This is a genomic window from Mammaliicoccus sp. RAM2 (genome assembly GCF_045897195.1).
Classification (GTDB): Bacteria; Bacillota; Bacilli; order Staphylococcales; family Staphylococcaceae; genus Mammaliicoccus; species Mammaliicoccus sciuri.
On sequence record NZ_JBJNWI010000001.1, the window covers coordinates 514,999 to 534,666 of the forward strand.

Annotated in this window: 24 protein-coding genes; 10 read left to right on the plus strand and 14 right to left on the minus strand. The window is 31.5% G+C overall.

The annotated features are described in order from the left end of the window. Positions 1-37: 37 nt before the first annotated feature. Positions 38-1,471 (minus strand): sucrose-specific PTS transporter subunit IIBC, encoded by a 1,434-nt coding sequence (locus ACJTHF_RS02635; RefSeq protein WP_106417421.1) that lies wholly within the window; start codon positions 1,469-1,471, stop codon positions 38-40. A 236-nt stretch (positions 1,472-1,707) separates the two neighbouring features. On the opposite strand from ACJTHF_RS02635, the gene ACJTHF_RS02640 reads away from it, so the two are divergent. Together ACJTHF_RS02640 and ACJTHF_RS02645 are read left to right on the plus strand one after the other, a co-directional pair. After that, positions 1,708-2,649, plus strand: a complete 942-nt coding sequence (locus tag ACJTHF_RS02640; RefSeq protein ID WP_058591670.1) for an agmatinase family protein — start codon at positions 1,708-1,710, stop codon at positions 2,647-2,649. A gap of 28 nt (positions 2,650-2,677) precedes the next feature. Beyond that, positions 2,678-3,901 (plus strand): Nramp family divalent metal transporter, encoded by a 1,224-nt coding sequence (locus ACJTHF_RS02645; RefSeq protein WP_058591671.1) that lies wholly within the window; start codon positions 2,678-2,680, stop codon positions 3,899-3,901. 61 nt (positions 3,902-3,962) lie between these two features. Here the strand turns inward: ACJTHF_RS02645 and ACJTHF_RS02650 are convergent, their stop codons facing one another. Further along, entirely contained in the window at positions 3,963-4,547 is a 585-nt protein-coding gene (locus tag ACJTHF_RS02650) for an AAA family ATPase (RefSeq protein WP_078355478.1), read from the minus strand. Positions 4,548-4,842: 295 nt separating this feature from the next. Between ACJTHF_RS02650 and ACJTHF_RS02655 the strand changes: the two genes are divergently transcribed. Beyond that, complete coding sequence (locus tag ACJTHF_RS02655) at positions 4,843-4,938, plus strand: type I toxin-antitoxin system Fst family toxin (protein WP_107603061.1); 96 nt, start codon at positions 4,843-4,845, stop codon at positions 4,936-4,938. Positions 4,939-5,095: 157 nt separating this feature from the next. On the opposite strand, the gene ACJTHF_RS02660 is transcribed toward ACJTHF_RS02655, so the two are convergent. Further along, positions 5,096-5,467: a hypothetical protein gene (locus ACJTHF_RS02660; protein WP_058591673.1), complete on the minus strand. Its 372-nt coding sequence runs from the start codon at positions 5,465-5,467 to the stop codon at positions 5,096-5,098. Positions 5,468-5,630: 163 nt separating this feature from the next. Between ACJTHF_RS02660 and ACJTHF_RS02665 the strand changes: the two genes are divergently transcribed. Beyond that, positions 5,631-5,717 carry a type I toxin-antitoxin system Fst family toxin gene (locus tag ACJTHF_RS02665; RefSeq protein WP_107603069.1) on the plus strand — a complete coding sequence of 29 codons (87 nt, stop codon included), beginning with the start codon at positions 5,631-5,633 and terminating at the stop codon, positions 5,715-5,717. A gap of 165 nt (positions 5,718-5,882) precedes the next feature. Here the strand turns inward: ACJTHF_RS02665 and ACJTHF_RS02670 are convergent, their stop codons facing one another. Both ACJTHF_RS02670 and ACJTHF_RS02675 read right to left on the minus strand, forming a co-directional pair. Continuing rightward, entirely contained in the window at positions 5,883-6,290 is a 408-nt protein-coding gene (locus tag ACJTHF_RS02670; RefSeq protein ID WP_058591674.1) for a GNAT family N-acetyltransferase, read from the minus strand. A gap of 100 nt (positions 6,291-6,390) precedes the next feature. After that, a complete protein-coding gene (locus ACJTHF_RS02675) occupies positions 6,391-6,600 on the minus strand; it encodes a hypothetical protein (RefSeq protein WP_078355477.1) in 210 nt (69 codons plus the stop codon). Positions 6,601-6,932: 332 nt separating this feature from the next. Between ACJTHF_RS02675 and ACJTHF_RS02680 the strand changes: the two genes are divergently transcribed. Continuing rightward, complete coding sequence (locus tag ACJTHF_RS02680) at positions 6,933-7,421, plus strand: ABC transporter permease (protein WP_232156638.1); 489 nt, start codon at positions 6,933-6,935, stop codon at positions 7,419-7,421. Between the two features lie 177 nt (positions 7,422-7,598). Here ACJTHF_RS02680 and ACJTHF_RS02685 read toward each other — a convergent pair whose 3' ends face one another. Then, a complete protein-coding gene (locus tag ACJTHF_RS02685) occupies positions 7,599-8,117 on the minus strand; it encodes a GNAT family N-acetyltransferase (protein WP_084755184.1) in 519 nt (172 codons plus the stop codon). A gap of 106 nt (positions 8,118-8,223) precedes the next feature. Here ACJTHF_RS02685 and ACJTHF_RS02690 point away from each other — a divergent pair, with 106 nt between their 5' ends. Further along, the gene (locus ACJTHF_RS02690) at positions 8,224-8,667 is read left to right on the plus strand and encodes a YtoQ family protein (RefSeq protein WP_025905009.1); all 444 of its coding nucleotides are present in this window, start codon (positions 8,224-8,226) and stop codon (positions 8,665-8,667) included. Between the two features lie 52 nt (positions 8,668-8,719). Here ACJTHF_RS02690 and ACJTHF_RS02695 read toward each other — a convergent pair whose 3' ends face one another. Together ACJTHF_RS02695 and ACJTHF_RS02700 are read right to left on the minus strand one after the other, a co-directional pair. Then, a complete protein-coding gene (locus ACJTHF_RS02695) occupies positions 8,720-9,181 on the minus strand; it encodes a threonine/serine exporter family protein (RefSeq protein WP_084755189.1) in 462 nt (153 codons plus the stop codon). A gap of 10 nt (positions 9,182-9,191) precedes the next feature. Further along, entirely contained in the window at positions 9,192-9,950 is a 759-nt protein-coding gene (locus tag ACJTHF_RS02700; RefSeq protein WP_048541818.1) for a threonine/serine exporter family protein, read from the minus strand. Between the two features lie 229 nt (positions 9,951-10,179). Between ACJTHF_RS02700 and ACJTHF_RS02705 the strand changes: the two genes are divergently transcribed. Then, a complete protein-coding gene (locus tag ACJTHF_RS02705) occupies positions 10,180-10,620 on the plus strand; it encodes a MarR family winged helix-turn-helix transcriptional regulator (RefSeq protein ID WP_049319662.1) in 441 nt (146 codons plus the stop codon). Between the two features lie 45 nt (positions 10,621-10,665). Here the strand turns inward: ACJTHF_RS02705 and ACJTHF_RS02710 are convergent, their stop codons facing one another. The 4 genes from ACJTHF_RS02710 to ACJTHF_RS02725 all read right to left on the minus strand — a co-directional run bounded on the left by ACJTHF_RS02710 (position 10,666) and on the right by ACJTHF_RS02725 (position 13,424). Continuing rightward, positions 10,666-11,235 carry a DNA-3-methyladenine glycosylase I gene (locus tag ACJTHF_RS02710; protein ID WP_049319661.1) on the minus strand — a complete coding sequence of 190 codons (570 nt, stop codon included), beginning with the start codon at positions 11,233-11,235 and terminating at the stop codon, positions 10,666-10,668. A gap of 10 nt (positions 11,236-11,245) precedes the next feature. Then, positions 11,246-11,731, minus strand: a complete 486-nt coding sequence (locus ACJTHF_RS02715) for a DUF1648 domain-containing protein (protein WP_078355471.1) — start codon at positions 11,729-11,731, stop codon at positions 11,246-11,248. 87 nt (positions 11,732-11,818) lie between these two features. Next, positions 11,819-13,033 carry a NupC/NupG family nucleoside CNT transporter gene (locus ACJTHF_RS02720; RefSeq protein WP_048541811.1) on the minus strand — a complete coding sequence of 405 codons (1,215 nt, stop codon included), beginning with the start codon at positions 13,031-13,033 and terminating at the stop codon, positions 11,819-11,821. A gap of 181 nt (positions 13,034-13,214) precedes the next feature. Continuing rightward, positions 13,215-13,424 carry a hypothetical protein gene (locus ACJTHF_RS02725; protein WP_048541810.1) on the minus strand — a complete coding sequence of 70 codons (210 nt, stop codon included), beginning with the start codon at positions 13,422-13,424 and terminating at the stop codon, positions 13,215-13,217. A 201-nt stretch (positions 13,425-13,625) separates the two neighbouring features. Here ACJTHF_RS02725 and ACJTHF_RS02730 point away from each other — a divergent pair, with 201 nt between their 5' ends. The 3 genes from ACJTHF_RS02730 to ACJTHF_RS02740 all read left to right on the plus strand — a co-directional run bounded on the left by ACJTHF_RS02730 (position 13,626) and on the right by ACJTHF_RS02740 (position 16,823). After that, entirely contained in the window at positions 13,626-14,456 is an 831-nt protein-coding gene (locus tag ACJTHF_RS02730) for an aldo/keto reductase (protein ID WP_078355470.1), read from the plus strand. Positions 14,457-14,505: 49 nt separating this feature from the next. Further along, positions 14,506-15,438 (plus strand): aldo/keto reductase, encoded by a 933-nt coding sequence (locus ACJTHF_RS02735; RefSeq protein WP_107602289.1) that lies wholly within the window; start codon positions 14,506-14,508, stop codon positions 15,436-15,438. Between the two features lie 344 nt (positions 15,439-15,782). Next, a complete protein-coding gene (locus ACJTHF_RS02740; RefSeq protein ID WP_107602292.1) occupies positions 15,783-16,823 on the plus strand; it encodes an NAD(P)/FAD-dependent oxidoreductase in 1,041 nt (346 codons plus the stop codon). Positions 16,824-16,900: 77 nt separating this feature from the next. Here the strand turns inward: ACJTHF_RS02740 and ACJTHF_RS02745 are convergent, their stop codons facing one another. Together ACJTHF_RS02745 and glpT are read right to left on the minus strand one after the other, a co-directional pair. Further along, complete coding sequence (locus ACJTHF_RS02745; RefSeq protein WP_232156639.1) at positions 16,901-17,704, minus strand: helix-turn-helix transcriptional regulator; 804 nt, start codon at positions 17,702-17,704, stop codon at positions 16,901-16,903. A gap of 427 nt (positions 17,705-18,131) precedes the next feature. After that, positions 18,132-19,493, minus strand: coding sequence for a glycerol-3-phosphate transporter (glpT, locus tag ACJTHF_RS02750; protein ID WP_048541804.1), 1,362 nt, complete (start codon positions 19,491-19,493; stop codon positions 18,132-18,134). Between the last annotated feature and the right edge of the window lie 175 nt (positions 19,494-19,668).

A 19,668-nucleotide genomic window follows, 5' to 3' on the forward strand; every position in this document is an offset into this window, starting at 1 on the left:
TTCTATTGTACGAAATAATGAGAGGTCGTAACAAATATTATGATTGCACATCTCTATATGCTTTTCTTCTAGATAATAAAATTGTGACAACAAATGCGACAACAATTGCGATCGCCATACCGATAATATAGTTAAACCAACTACCTGGAGCTATAGAGATAAATCCTGGTAATCCCGCCGTGCCGAGTGCAATGGCTTTTACTTTTGTTGCAGCTACATAACAAGAACCGGCACCTGATCCTATTATTGCACCGATAAATGGATAACGTAATTTTAAGTTTATACCAAACATAGCTGGCTCTGTAATACCTAATAATGCAGAAATACCTGCTGCTGAAGCAGTACCTTTCATTTTAAGATTCTTCACAATAAAGAATGCTGCGAGTGTTGCTGCCCCTTGTGCTACGTTAGACATTGCTGCAATTGGGAATATAAATGATCCGCCTGTATTTGCTTTATCTGCAATCAATGTTGTTTCTATAGCGATAAAGCTATGATGCATACCAGTAATAACAATCGGTGCATATAGTAATCCAAATAATAATCCACCGATTGCGCCACCCGTTTCATATAACCAAGTTAAACCGTCAGATAAGAATGTCCCTGCAGTTCGTGTAACTGGTCCAACTACTAAAAATGTAACAAATGCTGTAAAGAATAATGACAGTAATGGTGTTAATAAATTATCTAAAGTAGAAGGAATGACTTTTCTAAATCCAATTTCTAACTTAGCAAGTATGTAAGATGCGACTAATATAGGTAACACTTGTCCTTGATAACCAACCATTTTGATAGAAAGTCCAAATATTTCCCAAGTTGGGATTTCGTCGCCTTTTACTAAAGCTTTAGGATAATCATAACCATTCATTAAACTAGGATGTACAAGTATCATACCAAGTGCTGCACCGAGAAATGCGTTTCCTCCAAACCGCTTCGCTGCACTAAACCCTATTAGAACTGGTAGAAACACAAATGGTGCATTCGCGAAAACATTAATCATATTGGCTAAACTTGCAAACTGATCATGAACATCAATAAATGACGCTTTATCATAAAATAAATCTTTAGCAGTTAAAATATTGTTAAGCCCCATTAATAAACCACCTGCTACAATTGCAGGAATAATCGGAACAAATATATCTGATAACATTTTTACAAATTGCTGAATCGGATTTAATTTCTTAGTCGACTTTTCTTTTACTTCTGATGTCGTAGATGCCTCTAATCCAGTTAAAGATTCCATTTCCGCAAAGACTTTATTAACCGTTCCAGAACCTATAATAATTTGATATTGCCCACCCGTTGAAAAAGTCCCCTTAACAATATCCATATCATTTAATTGGTCTTCATTTACTTGAGACTCGTCTTTTAATACAAGTCTTAATCGTGTGGCACAATGCGCAATAGCTTCAATATTATCTTTACCACCTATTGCTTCAGTAATATTCTGAGCTTCCTTTTTATAATTCATTGATTTCACTCCTTATTTATCCCATTCTTTTTGGTACCGGTACCAAAAAGGTTTAAAAAAATATATTAACCTGATATGATTGTAATCGGTTCCATTAAAATTGTCAACGCTACAAAATTAATCATACTAATTTTAATAAATATGTTCATTTTATAAAATTAATATTCAGAAAAATTTGAAAACAAATGATTACTTTTATATAATGTGAATAAATAATTGAAAGGAGAACTTTTACAATGACAGAACGAATTTATGGCAATACACCTTGCTTTTTAGGTGGTAAAAACTTAACAAAAGAAAAAGATTATTCCACAGACGTTCTCGTATATGGCGTCCCTTTCGAAGGACCTTGCACTTGGGGAGATTATACAGGGTGTGAATTAGGACCGAAACAAATTAGATTATCTTCTGCTAGATATAGCGGATATTTACCTGAATTAGATCACATAGATGTACATAAGCATTTATCCATCGGGGATGTAGGTGATGTTTCAACCGTACCACATGATGTTGATCAAACGGTTCAGAACATCGAAGTATTTGCTGAATATTTATGGAAATCCAATAAATTTTTAGTCGGTTTAGGAGGCGATCACGGTATCACATATCCGATTTTAAAAGGATTAACGAACACCGGGAAAAAAGTAGGCATTATTCATTTAGATGCGCACTATGATAATATGCCTCACTATGAAAATGAACAATTTGCACGTAATACACCATTCATGAGGTTATATGAAACAGAAGGCATTCGAAACGAAAGCTTAATTCATACTGGTATTCATGGACCTCGTAACCAGCCTGAAACGGGACAATTCGCCAAAGAAAATGGTGCGGTTACCATCACGATTAATGAAATTAAAGAAACAACTGATTTACGTCAGTTTGCGCGTGATATTTATGCACAGGCAAGTAAAGATGTTGATGTTGTTTACTTAACGATCTGTAGTGATGTACTCGATTTTGCTTTTAATCCAGGCGGACCTGTTGATGGTAATGGTTTAACAAGTTATGAACTTTTAACAATGATTTACGAATTTGGAAAGTTAGGTCTTATTGGTATGGACTTTGTTGAAGTTTATCCAATGCAAGATGCGAACCAAAACTCTGCTCACTTTGTATCAACTGCTGTACTTTACGTATTAGCCGGCCATATTAAGTTTTTAAACAAAGTTTAATGCCTTACAAACGAAGGGATGACAAGATATGACTGAAAAGAGAGAAAGAAGTAGGTTTAGTATTTTTGGTCCTGGAATGATTATTACTGCATCATTTGTTGGTCCTGGTACCGTTACAACCATGACTCAAGGTGGTGCTGGATTTGGATACAGCTTACTCTGGGCAGTAGTCTTCTCAATTATCGCAACGATAGCGCTTCAAGAAATGGTTGCTCGATTGGCTCTTGTTACAAATGAAGGTTTAGGAGAAGCTATACGGGATATTTTTAATCACAAATTACTTAAACTCATCACAGTTTGGTTCAGTATGATTGCTGTAGCAGTTGGTTGTGCAGCATACATATCTGGGGATTTATTAGGGACGTCGTTAGGTGCTTCCTATTTACTTGGCATTCCAGAAAATTATATTGCCCCTGTCATTGGTATCGTTATTTTGTTAATTGGGTTAAGCGGTAGCTATGGTTTAATAGAAAAAGTTATGACTGTACTCGTGCTCATTATGGGTGTCATCTTTATTACAACAGTTATTGTCATTCAACCAGATTTCGGCGCAGTATTAAAAGGTGCATTTATACCGAGTATACCTAACGGATCATTATTAACAATTATCGCACTTATTGGTACAACAGTTGTACCTTATAATTTCTTCATACATGCTAGCTCCATTCACGAACGATTTAATGGCATTAAAGACTTAAGAATTGTAAGAATTGATACAATTGTTGCGATAGGATTAGGAGGACTTATATCTGCTGCCATACTGATTACAGCAGGAACACTCATCCATGGTAAAGAAGTCACAAGCTTAGTAGAACTATCCGAACCACTTAAACCGGTATTGGGAGACTTTGCACCTATATTCATGAGTGTCGGATTATTTTCAGCAGGTCTATCTTCAGCAATTGCTTCTCCAATGGGTGCTGCAGCAACAATCAGTAGTTGTCTCCGTTGGAAAGGTGGCGTAAAAAGTAAAAAGTATAGACTCGTGTTCGCAATCGTCATTTTCATTGGTATCATTACCTCTTCACTCGGGTTCGAACCATTAGAAGTCTTACTAATCGCACAAGCATTAAATGGCATCATTTTACCACTCATCGCAATATTAATCTTTGTAATCTTAAATAAGAAGAATATGATGGGTAAATTTGCAAACGGCATCGTCCTGAACATCATCGGAATATTCGTCGTACTCGTCGTATCATTTTTAGGCGTCTACAGTTTAATAGATGCTATTCAAAGCTTTATTAGATAAATCAAAAAACCCTTCACTATCACATTAGTGAAGGGTTTTCGTCTTAAAATATAACATTTAATCATCTAATATGCTTAAATGTCGTTAAAATTCTATCGAGTTTTCTCTTTATCCAATTTCTATTTTTTAATAGCTTTAATTGACTCTTTTGAGCGACTTCATTAACAACTTGGTCAACATTTAATTGATCTGTATATATTTTATATTCTGTAACAATATTATCAAAAAACTCAATACAGTCGTCCATTTGAACACGAGCAAACGTTTCTCCCAATTCCAATCTTTTATTCAAACGTCTATTTAAAGTTTTCTTATTTGCATACAGTATATAATGATCTAACCGAATCCCATCTTTTTTTAAGCGTTCAATAATTTCTTGGTAGTACTCAATATTAATAATAGTCATAGGTACAATGATTATACCGTCATATGACTCTGCTATATACTTTAATAAATCATAGTTAAAGTATCTCCATTGATCATGGTCTTGAAAATTATCTTTATGTAAATTCTTTGGTATATTATGACGTATAAAGGAACCTAAATTTTCAGGATCATAAACAAAAGATTTAGATAATCTCTTATTCAATTCGAAAGCCGTAGTTGTTTTTCCAGAACCAAATGCCCCATTTAACCAGATAATCATAAATTCACCCTTTTCTATAGAAGATAACAATTAGTTCATAATATAGATTAAAATTCTATTTAATCATATATTAGAAACATTATATCCTTAACTACAAATAATGAAAATCGGTATTGTCAAAAGTAGTATTTAAGTAAAAATTCAAAAACAAAATGCAGTTTACAAAAAAATTAGGTACAAACATTAAATCAAACACAATTTTATAATAAAAGTTTTTAATTTTTTAATATAATGATATAATTATATCGTCGCCCACCTCTATGGCGTAATTCTACATAGAGAGGAGGTGTTGAGAATGACAACTGCTTTTGTCAATATCATTGCACCCATTATATGTGGATGTGCAATAGCTTACTTTTCTCATTGGTTAGAGAATCGTAAGAAAAAATAAAAGGCGACGTTTAGCCGACACCATTAATAAAACCCCCTCACTATGGCAGTAGTGAGGGGGTTTGGTGTTGAGTCACAACAATTGCTTTTGTTAGTAACATTATACCACCTATTGCATTTCATGTCATGTGTAAAATTGACATTGATGTTCAAAAAATTTATTTACTTTTAGCAATAGACATACCCATTTCATTCTTTATGTCATTTGCTACAGTCTGTAATTCAGGAAAATAATTATTAGCAAAACCTATAATTATTTTGTTCTTCACAAATTCATTTAATTGTCTATCCTCTGGAATAGTCTGATCTATCAATTCCAAAAGTTCTCTATGATTTATATCATCTAAACTTACATTACCCAAATACTTCATAATAGCTAACATAAGTTTATCAAACACCTCATGTTCAAAATCAAAATCCAATAATAATAAACTTACAGAGTTTGTCTCTATTTGATTATCACCAATTCTAACTGATAGTTCGCTTATAGCTTGATAAAGTAATCTAAAACTCTCTTTATTCTCAAGCATATTCAAACACTCCTTGATTTTAAAATAATTAGTATGTGTATTACCACAATCATCTTCTAAATTAATGATAACCAAAACTCTAAATCAAGTCCAAACTAACAGTAAATGAAACATTGCATTTAAAACCCCCTCACTAGTGCAATAGTGAGGGGGTTTTACAGTAATTACTTTTGTCCACATCGTTGCACCCATTATATATGAATGTGCAATAGCTTACTTTTCTCATTGGTTAGAGAATTATAAAAAATAATAGGCGACTTTTAGCCAACACCAATAATAAGTTCAAGCACTACTCCATATAAAGATGAGATATAATGTTAAAATATAACAATTCTTTCTATTTATTACATTATATCATCTAATACATATCATGTCATGTTTAAAATATACATTAATCACCTTATTTTTATATCTTTCAGAACTCTTTGATACACTTATATCTAATAATTCCTGGATATTTCTCCCCTAAAGAAATAATTTTAAATCCTAGTTTAATATAAAAACCTACTGCGTCATTATCCGTTTCAGCTACTAACTTCTGTTTAGGGAATAATTGATGTATTTTATTTATAATCTCAGTTCCTAGCCCTTTATTCTGTATGTGACTTTGAATAGCGATATGTTTAATCACAACTTCTTGTTCAGTACTGATTAACCCCACTAGTCCTACTATACGTTCATTATTACTAACAGAATACAGTTCATTTTCAGTTATACTGTAATACTCTTCAACATCTTTTATATTTTCTATATTCAATATATTTTGAAATAGATCCCTAATAATTGAGTTACTTTCGACACTGGCTATTTTGTTGAATTTCATCAATACCTGCACCTTCTATAGAATTATATTTCACTCTAATATCACACTTTTGATTATTGTTTATTCATCATTAAATATAGCATTAGTATCTTAATATGGTCTATCTAGAACTTAAGTAAGTTAACAATAGTACGACTATTAAATCTACGTGACTAAGCTTTTCCCCAGTTGAAAGTAATATATGTTTTACTATATAATTATTCTTTGTTCTTCTTTGTTGTTTCAAAAACTTTGCGCAGATAATGTATAATTTCCAAAATAAATAATAAATTACAAAAACAATTGAAAATATAAAGAGTATTTTAATCATAAATACCCCTCCTAACATTAATCACTTCTTTCATTTCAATATGAGTAAATAATGAAGAAATCGCACCTATATCTTTATTAAGGAAAACAGATATAGATGATGATTAATATTATCGCTAACACGAAATTTGTTACTAATATCATTCTAAATAGCTTTTTGGAAACTTTTCTATTATACCTCTTTAATCCATATACCTGTACCCACGTGCTAAATGCAGTATATCCTATGATAAATAAAAAAATGATTAAAAATTGTAATGCAATCACTCCCAAATACACCTATTCTACCTATGACTCACTACGTTTAAATTAATTTTACATCAAGTAGCAAAAATGAACTTTCCAATTTCAATATTACCTAGTTATATCGTAGTGAGTAAATTTTATAGTCATTTAGTGCTATTGGGTATTATAACTTTAATATGCTTTATTGCTGGATTTACACCATCTATATATTTAATACAATTATTAATATTTATTCCATATGCACTTTTACTTTCGATATCGATAGCTATATTTACATCGACTTTAAACGTCATCATAAGAGACACTCAAATGATTATACAAGCTTTAATGAGAATGTTATTTTTTGTATCGTCTATTCTTTATCTACCAGATAATAAAATTGTCATAAATATCATCAAATATAACCCCATTTATTTTCTTGCTGAAGGATACCGTTCAGCGACTCTAAATAAAGAATGGTTCTTTATTAATAATTGGGATTTAGTGATATATAACTTTGTTTTTCTGATAATAACGTTTGTAATTGGAGCATATGTTAACTTTAAATATAGAGATTACTTTTCAGATTTTATGTAGAATTTATTATCTCTATTGCGATTTTCATAATAAAAAGAGACCTGAAATTAGGTCTCTTTTTTGTATATCATTTTCTAATTTTTTCTTTTACGGTTAACCAAATAATAACCATAAAGTCCGCAAGCTAAAATAAATAAAAATATAAGCATATTCTGCCTCCTTATATTATATTCATCACTATATTTCTGTCTCAACGATATAATCGGTTGATATGTCATTACCGGCTACGAATTGATGAGATCCTACTATTTTATATCCATGTTTAGTATAGAAGTTGAGTGCTTGATGATTATGCTCCCATACGCCTAGCCATAGTTTTGATTTTTGTTGTTCTTTAGCAATTTCAAAGGCTTTTTTCATGAGTTCACTGCCGATTCCTTTTGACTGAAATTGTTTATACATGTATAAACGTTGTACTTCTAGATAGTCATCTCCCATTGGTTCTGTTTGTGCTGATCCAATGTTGAGTTTCATGTATCCTGCGATTTCTTGATTGATTTTGGCAAAGAAGTACCATGATTCTTTATTTTGCAATTCACTTAAAAGTGTTTCATGATTGTATGCTTCTTCAAAATATTGATTCATATCTTCTTGTGGCATGTCGTCTACAAATGTATCTTTAAAAGTCGTTCTACATATTGTTGATAAAGCTTCTATTTCATTTTCTTGAATAGCTGTTATTTCGATTGTATGCATATTGAGAGCCTTCTTCCATACTATTTTATTAATATTTTTCTAATCATATCAAAGAAAACGATTGTTTTAAATATGTTAAACTAATAAAAAAGGAGTGAATATTCGTATGACAAATTTAACGATTTATTTAGCAGGACAAATTCATGATAATTGGAGAGAAGAAATCACTCAGAAGGCTGAACAACATAATTTACCACTAACGTTTGTTGGTCCACAAACCAACCATGATCGTTCTGATAATATTGGCGAATCTATTTTAGGTGAACAACCTAATAATTATTATAAAGATAATGCCGCTTCTGATATTAATAATTTTCGTACACAAGTATTAATGAATAAAGCTGATGTTGTCATTGCTTTATTTGGTGAAAAATATAAACAATGGAATACAGCAATGGATGCTTCAACGGCGATTGCTTTAAACAAGCCGTTAATACTTATACGACCAACTGACTTAATTCACCCGCTTAAAGAGTTATCTAACAAAGCTAATGTAACTGTTGAGACAGTGGATCAAGCATTAGAAGTACTTAAATATATTTACGAATAAAAATAAAAGGTTATGACGCTTATTATTTACAAATACATGCGTGATAACCTTTTTATTTAACTTTATTTAATTGTCGATGTTTCTTATATTTATAGTAAACTTTCGATAATAAATCTGCTATGAGTAACCCAAGTGCTATTGAACTTGAGATAAGTGCAACTTTTATCATCGTAATTAATGCTTCATGATAATCATTTAATACTAAATTTTTAATCGCTTCATAGGCTGTGCCACCTGGTACAAGTGGTATGATACCAGGAATAATAAAGAGAATAACTGGCGAGAAGAATTTTCTACTCATCATATGCCCTGCCACACCTATAAACAAACCGCCTATAAATGAAGATTGTACGTCAGAACCATTAACCATCATACCCGTTTGAAAAGCACCCCACCCTATGGCACCAACTATACCAGCAGGGGTTAATAAATATTTAGGTGAATTAAATAATAAAGCAAATAAGAAAGCCGTACCAAAACTAAATACAATGTTTAATATTATCGTTATAATCATAATTCACCTCTTATGAGAATATTAACAACACGATACCTACACCGACACCAATGGCAATAGAAGTAAAGGTTGCTTCTAATCCTTTAGATATACCCACTAATAATTGACCTAAAAATAAATCTTGAATCGCATTTGTTATGAGCACACCTGGAACGATCGGCATAACTGCAGATATAATCGCAATATTTAACGCATCTCCTCCAAATAACATTTGATTATAAATGGCGATTAATGCGATGACACTCGCGGCAATAATTTCTGCTATAAATTTAACACGTGTCCATGAATGTAGAATTTCTACTATAGAATAACCTATTGCACCTCCAATAAATGTGGCGATGATATCTTCTTTATGTCCACTAAATAAATATAGGAAGAAAATTGAAATAAAACCTGCAGCAATCATTTTAAACGGTAACGAGTATGGTAATGGGGATTTATGTATAGTACGAATACGCTTCAATGCCTCTTCAGCTGATATTTGCCCTTTATCTAACATTCTAGAAATGTTATTCACGCGATGAATATTACCTAAATTCGTATCTCTTTTACTGACTCTATATACTCTAATATTGTCGTCAATATCTAAAGCGAAATTTATAATTGTTGAACTGACATAACATTGATTATTCGGATACCCTAATCGTTTAGCCATTCTATACATTGTATCTTCAACTCGAAAAGCCTCCGAACCCGCTTCTAACAATACTAAACCAGCATTCATCACAATTTCTTGAACTATAGATTTAGGATAGCGTTGTTGATTCATATACTACACACCTCACTTTATCTTTATATATATAATAGAGTATCAAAAATAACATTACAATCGGACTTTTATTTCTATAAAATTCAATTTTATATAAATGCAAAAACTGAGATTTTATAAAACTGTATTGAGTGCGATAATTTTTTCTATTTTATGAACATTTCGTAAATAACTTGACTTTGTTTTCATTTCATAATAGGCTTAATTTTGACGTAAGGAGGATAATAAAATGGATATACCACCAATCAACAAACAACTTGGATTCATGTTATATGTTGCGTCAAAAGAGCTTATAAAAAAATATACACCAATATTGAAGAAATATAATCTAACTTATACAGGTTATATCGTTCTTGTAGCTATAGATAAAAACGAAGTAATCAATATTAAAACTTTAGGCGACAGACTATACTTAGATTCTGGGACTTTAACACCACTTTTAAAGAAACTTGAAGAAAAAGGATTCGTTAATCGCGAAAGAGCGATTAATGATGAGAGAAATTTACGTGTTTCTTTAACTGAATTGGGTATCGAAACGCAAGGCCAAATCTTAGAAGATATCTATCAAACATTCCAAGATTTAAACATGGATACTGATCATTTTAACGAATTACGTGATTCAGTTGAAACATTTATTCAAACAAATCTTAATAATGACAAAGATGCATAATTTTGAAATAACATAAAGAGGCTGGGACAAGGTTTAAACATTGTCTCAGCCCTTTTTATTTCTATTATAACTATGATATGGACAAGTGATGAGATGGTCATCTATTATACCGATACTTTGTAAGAAAGAATACATGATTTTAGGACCAACAAATTTAAAACCTAATTTCTTTAAGTCTTTGCTTAATTTAATAGAAAGATCTGTTTCTGCCGGCACTTCTGACATGTCATGCCATTCATTTATAATTGGCTCACCATCTACATATGACCAAAGAAAATCTGCAAAACTGCCATATGTTTGTTGTATTTCTTGAACTAATAATGCATTACTTTTTACGGACTTTATCTTACCTATATGTTTAATAACATTATATTCAATTTTAATGTGTTCTAATGCTTCATCTGTTAACACTGCACATTGATCAATTTTAAATTGTTTAAAAGCTACTTGATATGCTTCTCGCTTTTGAATGACCGTTTCCCAAGAAAGACCAGCTTGTGCACCTTCTAATGATAGCATCTCAAAGATGTAATCATCATTTTTATTAATTCTACACCATTCATTTTCGTGATATTTTTTCATTAAATCACTATTTGGCCAAGTACATTCTGACATATATTTCCACTCATTTCGTATTTTCATTTTTATCTAACATATAATTTCGAGCCATAAATATGATAATCGTTATGCCTATCACACTTAATATAATGATTGTTTCCCATACACCCAACTTAAAAGGCATACCAAGCGCTGTATATAAGTCTTTAATGACGAGAAATGTAAATAATGCCATCATTTCGAATTTGATAAAGTAAATTAATAATTTAGCATTTTCTATTTGGGCTTTATTTGGTTGATCATAAAGTGATGGAACATGTATGTATTTATCTATCTTTGGATTACTGACTAAATAATGAAGTATAAGCCATATCAATAATCCTAATACAGGCATAAAGAATATAAAAGTCTTAGTCGACCATGCATCTGCATTTCCTGCAAAATTATAATGACTCGGTATTTTGTCAGGTAAATCGGCAAAGTTAATCATAATTAATATAATAGAAATTAACCACAAAACAATACTCGATATATCTAATACTTTTTTGAGCATGATATATCCCCCTTTATAAAAAAAGCAACAAGTACATTAAATGTGCTTGTTGCTTTTAAGTTTAAACTTTAAAAGTGTTTATTGAACTTACCAAGCAAATAATCCAACGAATGCTGCTGTTAACAGCGATACTAAAATACCTGATAACAACATCATTGGTACGTATTTAGATACGAAATTAGATACATCTTCTTTAACGATACCTTTCAAAGTACCTATTATCATACCAATAGTAGAGAAATTAGCAAATGATACTAAGAATGTACTAATTACTGCTGCTCTATGTGTTGAATATTCACTTATTTCTTTACTAATCGTGCTCATAACAACAAACTCATTTGTTACTATCTTAAGTGCCATTTGTTGAGCAACTACCCATGCTTCCCCAACTGGCATACCAAGTAAAATTGCGAATGGGAACATAAAGATTCCGAGGATATACTCTAATCTTATGTTTGGTAAATATGGAATTGGATCCATAATACCTAGTAATTTATTAATCAAGTCCGCAATCGCAACAAATGCGATAACAAATGCGATAATGATTAATACAAGTTTACCTGCATTGATGACTGAATCACCTAAAAATGAGAAGAATGGCTGTTTTTCCCCTTCGTCTATCTCAGCCACAACATCATCTTCTGGGTCTAAATCAAACGGATTTAAAATTGTTGTTACAATAATCGCGTTAATGATGTTTAATGGTATTGCCGTTAATACATATTCTCCTGGTATCATCGTGACATACGCACCAACAATTGCCCCTGATACAGAACTCATAGACATCATTGCAAGCGTAAGTACTCTGACTTTATTCATAGATGTTAATTGTTTAGATGAAACTGCTAAAGCTTCCGTATTTCCTAAGAACATCATTTCAATTGAGAAGAATGACTCAAATTTAGGTTGTCTTGTTATTTTTGAAATAACCCAACCTAACATTGAAATAAATTTTGGTAAAATACCTAAATACATTAAAATATCGAATACTGGTACAACTAGTAAAATTGGTAGTAACGCTGAAACTGCCATATCCATTTTCCCTGGCCCTGGTGCTGTAAAGCTACCAAATGCAAATCCAATTCCCGAAAAAGCAGATTCTAAAAGCCATGATACGCCATCAGCCGCACCTTTAACGAATCTCGCTCCGAAAGAAAATTGTGTGAAGAACCATGCTAATACTAAGTTAATGACAATTAGTATTAAGACTGATTTCCAATCAACATTCTTTTTGTCTCTAGAAAAAAGAAAAGCGACACCAATGAATACCAACAAACCAATTATGTTGATGATTAAAAACATTGTTTATTGTCCACCCTTTTCGTTTAATTAAAAGCATCATTATTATAACATGCAACTTAAAAGTATGTTACTACATTTTTACATACTATTTACGATTTTTATATAAATAAAAAAACGAATAAACCATCAAGGCTTATTCGTTGAAGTTTCAATCATATACATTTTTACTCGTTAAATTTAATTATTTAGAATATTGATCAAATTGATTAATAGATTGATCGCATTTCATACTGATAGCTAAATATACGATATAACCAGAAACCAGTACCATGATTAAAGCATAAACTGTTAATACATAAATATTAGAAATAATTGCCGTATTAAACAGTACCAACATGAGTATCATGATTGCATCTATAATGCTTAATGATATGACACATACACGCTCCATTTTAACCCTTCTTTTCTCAATAATATGACTCTAGCTATTAGCTACTTATCTTGCGCAATGAGATACATCTTACTACATTCACTATATGAATTCAATACGTTTTCCAAAATATTTATAAGCTGATTATTCCTATCAACAAAAATAGTTATGATATAGTTTACAAGTGTACAGTCATTATATTTATTTAGGAGGCATTTTATCATGGAAAATTATCATTTAAATGATGGACAAGTGTTACCGCAAGTAGGATTTGGTACGTATAAATTGAACGGATCATCTGGTGTGCATGCAATCGTAAACGCATTAAACAATGGATATCGCATATTAGATACTGCATATAACTACGAAAATGAAGGTACTGTCGGAAAAGCGATACAAGAAAGCCATGTTAGTCGCGATCAAATTATCGTAACATCAAAGCTACCTGGTCGTTATCATAGTTATGATCAAGCCATTACTGCTATACAAGAATCGATTTATCGATTAGGTGTAGAATATATTGACTTATATTTAATTCACTGGCCAAACCCTAAACAAGGCAAATATGTAGAAGCTTGGAAAGCACTCATAGACGCACAGAAACTTGGCCTTATTAAATCTATAGGTGTATGTAATTTCTTAGAAGAACATATTGATACATTAGAAAAAGAAACTGGTGTACTACCTGCAGTTAACCAAATAGAATTACATCCTTATTTCAACCAAAAAGATGTACTCGAATATCATCAAGAAAAAGGTATTATAATAGAAGCTTGGAGTCCTCTAGGTCGCGCTTCAGAAGTTATAAACGATAAAGAAATTGGTAAAATCGCTGAAAAATATAATAAAACAATTCCACAAATCATTTTAAAATGGCACGTTCAAAATGGTATTGTCCCAATTCCAAAATCAACATCTAACGAAAGACAACTACAAAATTTAGATGTGTTTGATTTCTATTTAGAATCAGAAGATTTACACGCAATCGATGCATTAACTAAAGCTGATGGACGACTTAAAGATCAAGATCCAGCAACTTATGAAGAATTTTAATTCAAACTTATTCAAATTTAAAACAAACAATGAGAAAAGGATGATTGAAATGGCAAAACGTGTAAAATTAGGTAAATCAAATATTGAAGTTAACCCAATTGGTTTAGGAACTAATGCTGTTGGCGGTCATAATTTATATCCAAACCTAGATGAAGAACAAGGTAAAAATGTTGTAAGAGCTGCCCTAGACAATGGCGTTAATTTATTAGATACTGCTTTCATCTATGGTCCTGGAAGATCAGAAGAACTTGTCGGAGAAGTCCTTAAAGAATACAATCGCGAAGATGTCGTTATCGCTACTAAAGGGGCTCATTACTTTGACGGTGATGATACGAAATTATCTAACGCCCCTGAATTTTTAAAAGAACAAGTTGAAAACAGCCTTAAAAGATTGCAAACTGACTATATCGATTTATATTATATTCATTTCCCAGATGATGAAACACCTAAAGACGAAGCAGTTGCAGCTTTACAAGAATTAAAAGATTCTGGAAAAATTAAAGCAATCGGTGTTTCTAACTTCACTTTAGAACAACTTAAAGAAGCCAATAAAAATGGTAATGTAGATGTTATTCAACATGAATATAATTTATTAAATCGTGAGAATGAACACATCTTAGAATATACCGCAGAACATGATATTACATTTATTCCATATTTCCCATTAGCTGCAGGATTATTAGCTGGTAAATATGATGAGAATACAACATTCGATGATTTAAGAGCAGAAAAACCAGAATTCCAAGGTGAAGCTTTTAAAGAAAATCTAAAAAAAGTAGACAAACTTAGCGAAATCGCTCAAGAGCATGGCGTAGACGTAGCGCATATTGTGTTAGCATATTATTTAACAAAACCATCATTAGATGTGATCATACCAGGCGCTAAACGAGGCGAACAAGTTATCGATAACTTAAAAGCATTAGAAGTGAACTTAACAGAAGAGAACATTCAACTTATAGAATCACTCTTCCCAATCGCATAAGTTTGATAAGAAGGCTGAGACAGGAAAAATTGTCTCAGCCTTTCATTATGTGACAGTGTGTTAGCTTTCATTTTTTATGAATTCTGGTAATTAGAGGGCGGTCACTAAGGGACATTCCTCAGAATTCTGTCTCTAACACCACCTCATTTTTCGACCATACAGTCATCTATCTATCAATCCCGCCCATACAAGTATGCCCACCTAATTTTTATTCATCTAAAAAAATTCACATATGTATTTAAATAAAAATTATGACAATTCCTTCATTGATATTGATTATCATTTGCAAATATAGGATAATAACCGTAAGTTGAAATAATTAGGAGGAATCATGACTGATGAATATTACAGACGTTACGATTATCGGCGGGGGTCCAGCGGGATTATTTGCGAGTTTTTATTCCGGGTTAAGAGGAATGAGCGTAAGAATAATAGATTTCCAAAATAAATTAGGCGGTAAAATGCATGTCTACCCTGAAAAAGTCATTTGGGATATAGGGGCACTTGCGCCAAAACCTTGTTATGAAGTTATTCAAGATTTAGTGCAACAAGGCTTACATTTCGGTCCAGAAGTGTGCTTAGAAGAAAAAGTTATTGATATTAAAAAAGTTGAAGAACAACATTTTATTATATATACAGAAAAAGGTCATGAGTATCATTCAAAATCTGTCATTATTGCTGTTGGTGGTGGCATAATTAAGCCTTTAACTTTAGATATTGAAGGTGCTGAGCGTTTTGAATTGTCCAATTTAAATTATGTTGTGCAGTCTATCCAGAAATTTAAAGACAAACACATATTAATTTCGGGGGCAGGTAACTCTGCATTAGATTGGGCTTGTGATTTATCAGAATATGCGAAAAGTGTTACGCTTTGCTACAGAAAAGAGGAAATTTCTGGGCATGAACATATGAAACAATTATTAGATAAACTTGATATCACTAAAAAACCAAGTATGGTTATTAAACAACTTAACAGTGATCCTAATAAACCAGTTATCACAGAGGTTGTTTTAGAACATGTTGATACAAATGAACAAGAAATCGTACCTGTTGATGAAGTCATCATTAGTCATGGTTTTGATCGTGAATCAGAGTTACTTCATAATGCACAAACAAAAGTCAATTTAGTTAATGATTTCTTTATTGAAGGTTTAGGAAACAGTCAAACTTCAGTACCTGGTATATTCGGTGCAGGTGATATTCTTAAACATGATGCAAAAGTCCATTTGATTGCTTCTTGTTTCAATGATGCCGCAAATGCTGCGAACTTAGCTAAAAGCTATATCGATCCTGAAGCACAAGCAGGCGGTCGCGTATCGAGCCACAATGATATCTTCAAAGAAAAAAACAAAGAAGTTATCAAAAAATATATTGCACAATCTTAATACGAACTATTTACCTTCCAATCTGTTTAACCTTAAAAGAGATTGGGAGGTTTTATTTACATAAAAATACTAAATTTTTATGTACATATCATACTTGAATAATCCTCTTGAAACTTTTTTAAATAATATTTAACTTCCTCATCTGATAAATCTCGCTCATGATCTACTTCATTAAAAAAGCTTTGTCGTTCAATTTGTGCGTGTTTACGTTGTATCATATCACGATACTTTTTTGGCGTAACACCATAATACAATTTAAAAGAATAAATATAAGACGATACATTATAAAATCCATGTTTTTCAGATATGTCGATTATTTTTTCTTGTGTATGAATTAAATCATACGTGCTATTTAACAATCTGATGTCCGTTAAATAATCTTTAAAGTTCACACCCATTTGTTCTTTAAATAATTTCGAAAAATACGATTCAGAAATATGATATTTATCGGTAAATGTATTGATGGTTATACGTTCATTATAATGATCATATATATAATCTTTAATTTCATCAATTATCGGGTTCATATGTCGGTTAACAATTGGACATTCTTTTGAATAAACCGTTAAACGGTCTCTATAAAATTCTAATATTGTAATAAGTTGCTTCATTATTTTTAAATTGCGGTTGTTTTCTTGTATTAAATATAAATCACACAAGCATATTAAATGGTCTCTTAAAGTGACTAATTCTGTTTGGTTTTGTATATACTGATGATATGAAAGTAACTCCGGTATCATCGTTGATATTAATGACTCATACAAATGAATTTGTACAACAATATTCCCTTCTAGCACATCGAGTTTATACCACTCATTATGTTTAACAACAAACGTTTCCCCTTCTTTATATTGGTTACTATTCTCTTTGATCGTAACCATAACATGCCCCTTTAATACTACAAAAAAAGAAATACCTATATGATTGCGATATTTAGTAGCAGAATATTTTAGGTATTTGATTTCATATATATTTCTCACAACAAATCTCCTAATTCTTTGATATCTTAATAAATTTAATCCAAATCCCATAAGTAAACATCGAATTACTTATTTAATAATATAGAATTATAATGACGTTATTATAATTCGAAAACTTTAATCAGTAAATATATAAATTGAAGAAAATCAGATTAAGGTAAATGTTTTAATATTTTGAAAGAATCATACAATTTATAAAGTGAGAATATATTGAATCGTATCATTGAATTTCGCGAACGTTTACCATTCGATATTTCGACTTAATACAACTTCATTAAATACAAAAAGAGACTAAGGTACAACTACCCCAGTCTCAGTTCATATAATATTATGATTTTACAACTTCTTGTCCACGTTTGTTCCAAGTTAAGATAAAACTTAGCATTGCAAGGACACTAATAATTGTCAATAATAAAAATCCTGAATCCCATCCGAACTTATCAACTGTTAGTCCCATAATGATATTAGCCATTACAGCACCACCTAAATAACCAAATAATCCAGTTAATCCCGCAGCAGTACCTGCTGCTTTTTTAGGTACATAATCTAATGCTTGTAAGCCAATCAACATAACTGGTCCGTAAATTAGGAAGCCTATCGCGACTAATGCAATATTGTCTACTAATGGGTTTCCTGCTGGATTTAACCAATATACAATGACAGCGATTGTCACACCTAACATGAATATAAATCCTGCTGGTCCCCTTCTACCTTTGAACACTTTATCTGAAATATAACCACATAATAATGTTCCTGGGATACCTGCCCATTCATATAAGAAGTATGCCCAACCTGATGCATTTAAATCGAAACCTTTTTCTTCACTTAAATACGTAGGTGCCCAGTCTAGCACACCGTAACGAACAAAATAAACAAAGATATTTGCAATAGCAATCATCCAAACCCATTTGTTATTCAATACATATTTAAAGAGAATATCTTTTGTTGATAGCTCTACTTCTAAAGATTTCTGTTCTTTATTCGGATAATCATTTCGATATTCTTCAATTGGTGGTAATCCCATTGATTGAGGTGTGTCCCTAACTAGAATATACGAAACAAGTGCAATAATTAATGCAATAATAGCCGGATAAATAAAAGCACCTTCAAAGCCTTTTAAGTAACCAAACGATAATGTTCCTGTAATCGAAATACCTAACAAAGCTATTGGTGCCATCAATCCACCACCAACATTATGAGCGACATTCCAAATTGCTGTCTTACCACCACGTTCACTAACACTGTACCAATGTACAAGTACTCTACCAGATGGCGGCCACCCCATACCTTGGAACCAACCATTTAAGAAAAGCATAATAAACATGATAAATACACTAGATGTTAAGACAGGTATAAAACCCATCAATAAATTAACGATTGCCGTTAATACTAAACCTAATGTTAAAAATATTCTTGCGTTACTCCGGTCACTTACTGTACCCATAATAAATTTACTAAAACCGTAAGCAATTGAAATAGCTGATAAAGCAAACCCTAATTCCGTCTTACTAAAGCCTTCATCAATTAATGCTGGCATCGCAAGTGAAAAGTTTTTCCTTAATAAATAGTAACCAGCATAACCAAGAAATATACCTATAAAGACTTGAAGTCTCAATTTCTTATATGTATCATCTACCTGTTCACTTGGCAGAGGATCTATATGTTTAGCCGGTTTCAAGAAATTCGCCATACTCATACCTCCTAATATTAATTATTTGTAAAGAATGTAAAGATTTTGTAAATTCCAATTTATAATTTCATCATATGTATTGCAAACGTTAAAGTCAATGCATTTTTATATTTTTATTAATTAATTTAATTTATTTTTTAAACTTTTATTTAACACAGGTGTATTAAAATATGTT

Coding starts and splice junctions, on each gene's coding strand:
- ACJTHF_RS02720 (WP_048541811.1), bottom strand. CDS start 13,033: ATGTTTTTAATCATCAACATAATTGGTTTGTTGGTATTCATTGGTGTC.
- ACJTHF_RS02690 (WP_025905009.1), top strand. CDS start 8,224: ATGACAAATTTAACGATTTATTTAGCAGGACAAATTCATGATAATTGG.
- ACJTHF_RS02640 (WP_058591670.1), top strand. CDS start 1,708: ATGACAGAACGAATTTATGGCAATACACCTTGCTTTTTAGGTGGTAAA.
- ACJTHF_RS02725 (WP_048541810.1), bottom strand. CDS start 13,424: ATGGAGCGTGTATGTGTCATATCATTAAGCATTATAGATGCAATCATG.
- ACJTHF_RS02730 (WP_078355470.1), top strand. CDS start 13,626: ATGGAAAATTATCATTTAAATGATGGACAAGTGTTACCGCAAGTAGGA.
- glpT (WP_048541804.1), bottom strand. CDS start 19,493: ATGGCGAATTTCTTGAAACCGGCTAAACATATAGATCCTCTGCCAAGT.
- ACJTHF_RS02695 (WP_084755189.1), bottom strand. CDS start 9,181: ATGATTATAACGATAATATTAAACATTGTATTTAGTTTTGGTACGGCT.
- ACJTHF_RS02710 (WP_049319661.1), bottom strand. CDS start 11,235: ATGTCAGAATGTACTTGGCCAAATAGTGATTTAATGAAAAAATATCAC.
- ACJTHF_RS02675 (WP_078355477.1), bottom strand. CDS start 6,600: ATGATTAAAATACTCTTTATATTTTCAATTGTTTTTGTAATTTATTAT.
- ACJTHF_RS02745 (WP_232156639.1), bottom strand. CDS start 17,704: ATGGTTACGATCAAAGAGAATAGTAACCAATATAAAGAAGGGGAAACG.
- ACJTHF_RS02645 (WP_058591671.1), top strand. CDS start 2,678: ATGACTGAAAAGAGAGAAAGAAGTAGGTTTAGTATTTTTGGTCCTGGA.
- ACJTHF_RS02715 (WP_078355471.1), bottom strand. CDS start 11,731: ATGCTCAAAAAAGTATTAGATATATCGAGTATTGTTTTGTGGTTAATT.
- ACJTHF_RS02735 (WP_107602289.1), top strand. CDS start 14,506: ATGGCAAAACGTGTAAAATTAGGTAAATCAAATATTGAAGTTAACCCA.
- ACJTHF_RS02700 (WP_048541818.1), bottom strand. CDS start 9,950: ATGAATCAACAACGCTATCCTAAATCTATAGTTCAAGAAATTGTGATG.
- ACJTHF_RS02660 (WP_058591673.1), bottom strand. CDS start 5,467: ATGCTTGAGAATAAAGAGAGTTTTAGATTACTTTATCAAGCTATAAGC.
- ACJTHF_RS02650 (WP_078355478.1), bottom strand. CDS start 4,547: ATGATTATCTGGTTAAATGGGGCATTTGGTTCTGGAAAAACAACTACG.
- ACJTHF_RS02680 (WP_232156638.1), top strand. CDS start 6,933: ATGAACTTTCCAATTTCAATATTACCTAGTTATATCGTAGTGAGTAAA.
- ACJTHF_RS02655 (WP_107603061.1), top strand. CDS start 4,843: ATGACAACTGCTTTTGTCAATATCATTGCACCCATTATATGTGGATGT.
- ACJTHF_RS02705 (WP_049319662.1), top strand. CDS start 10,180: ATGGATATACCACCAATCAACAAACAACTTGGATTCATGTTATATGTT.
- ACJTHF_RS02685 (WP_084755184.1), bottom strand. CDS start 8,117: ATGCATACAATCGAAATAACAGCTATTCAAGAAAATGAAATAGAAGCT.
- ACJTHF_RS02635 (WP_106417421.1), bottom strand. CDS start 1,471: ATGAATTATAAAAAGGAAGCTCAGAATATTACTGAAGCAATAGGTGGT.
- ACJTHF_RS02670 (WP_058591674.1), bottom strand. CDS start 6,290: ATGAAATTCAACAAAATAGCCAGTGTCGAAAGTAACTCAATTATTAGG.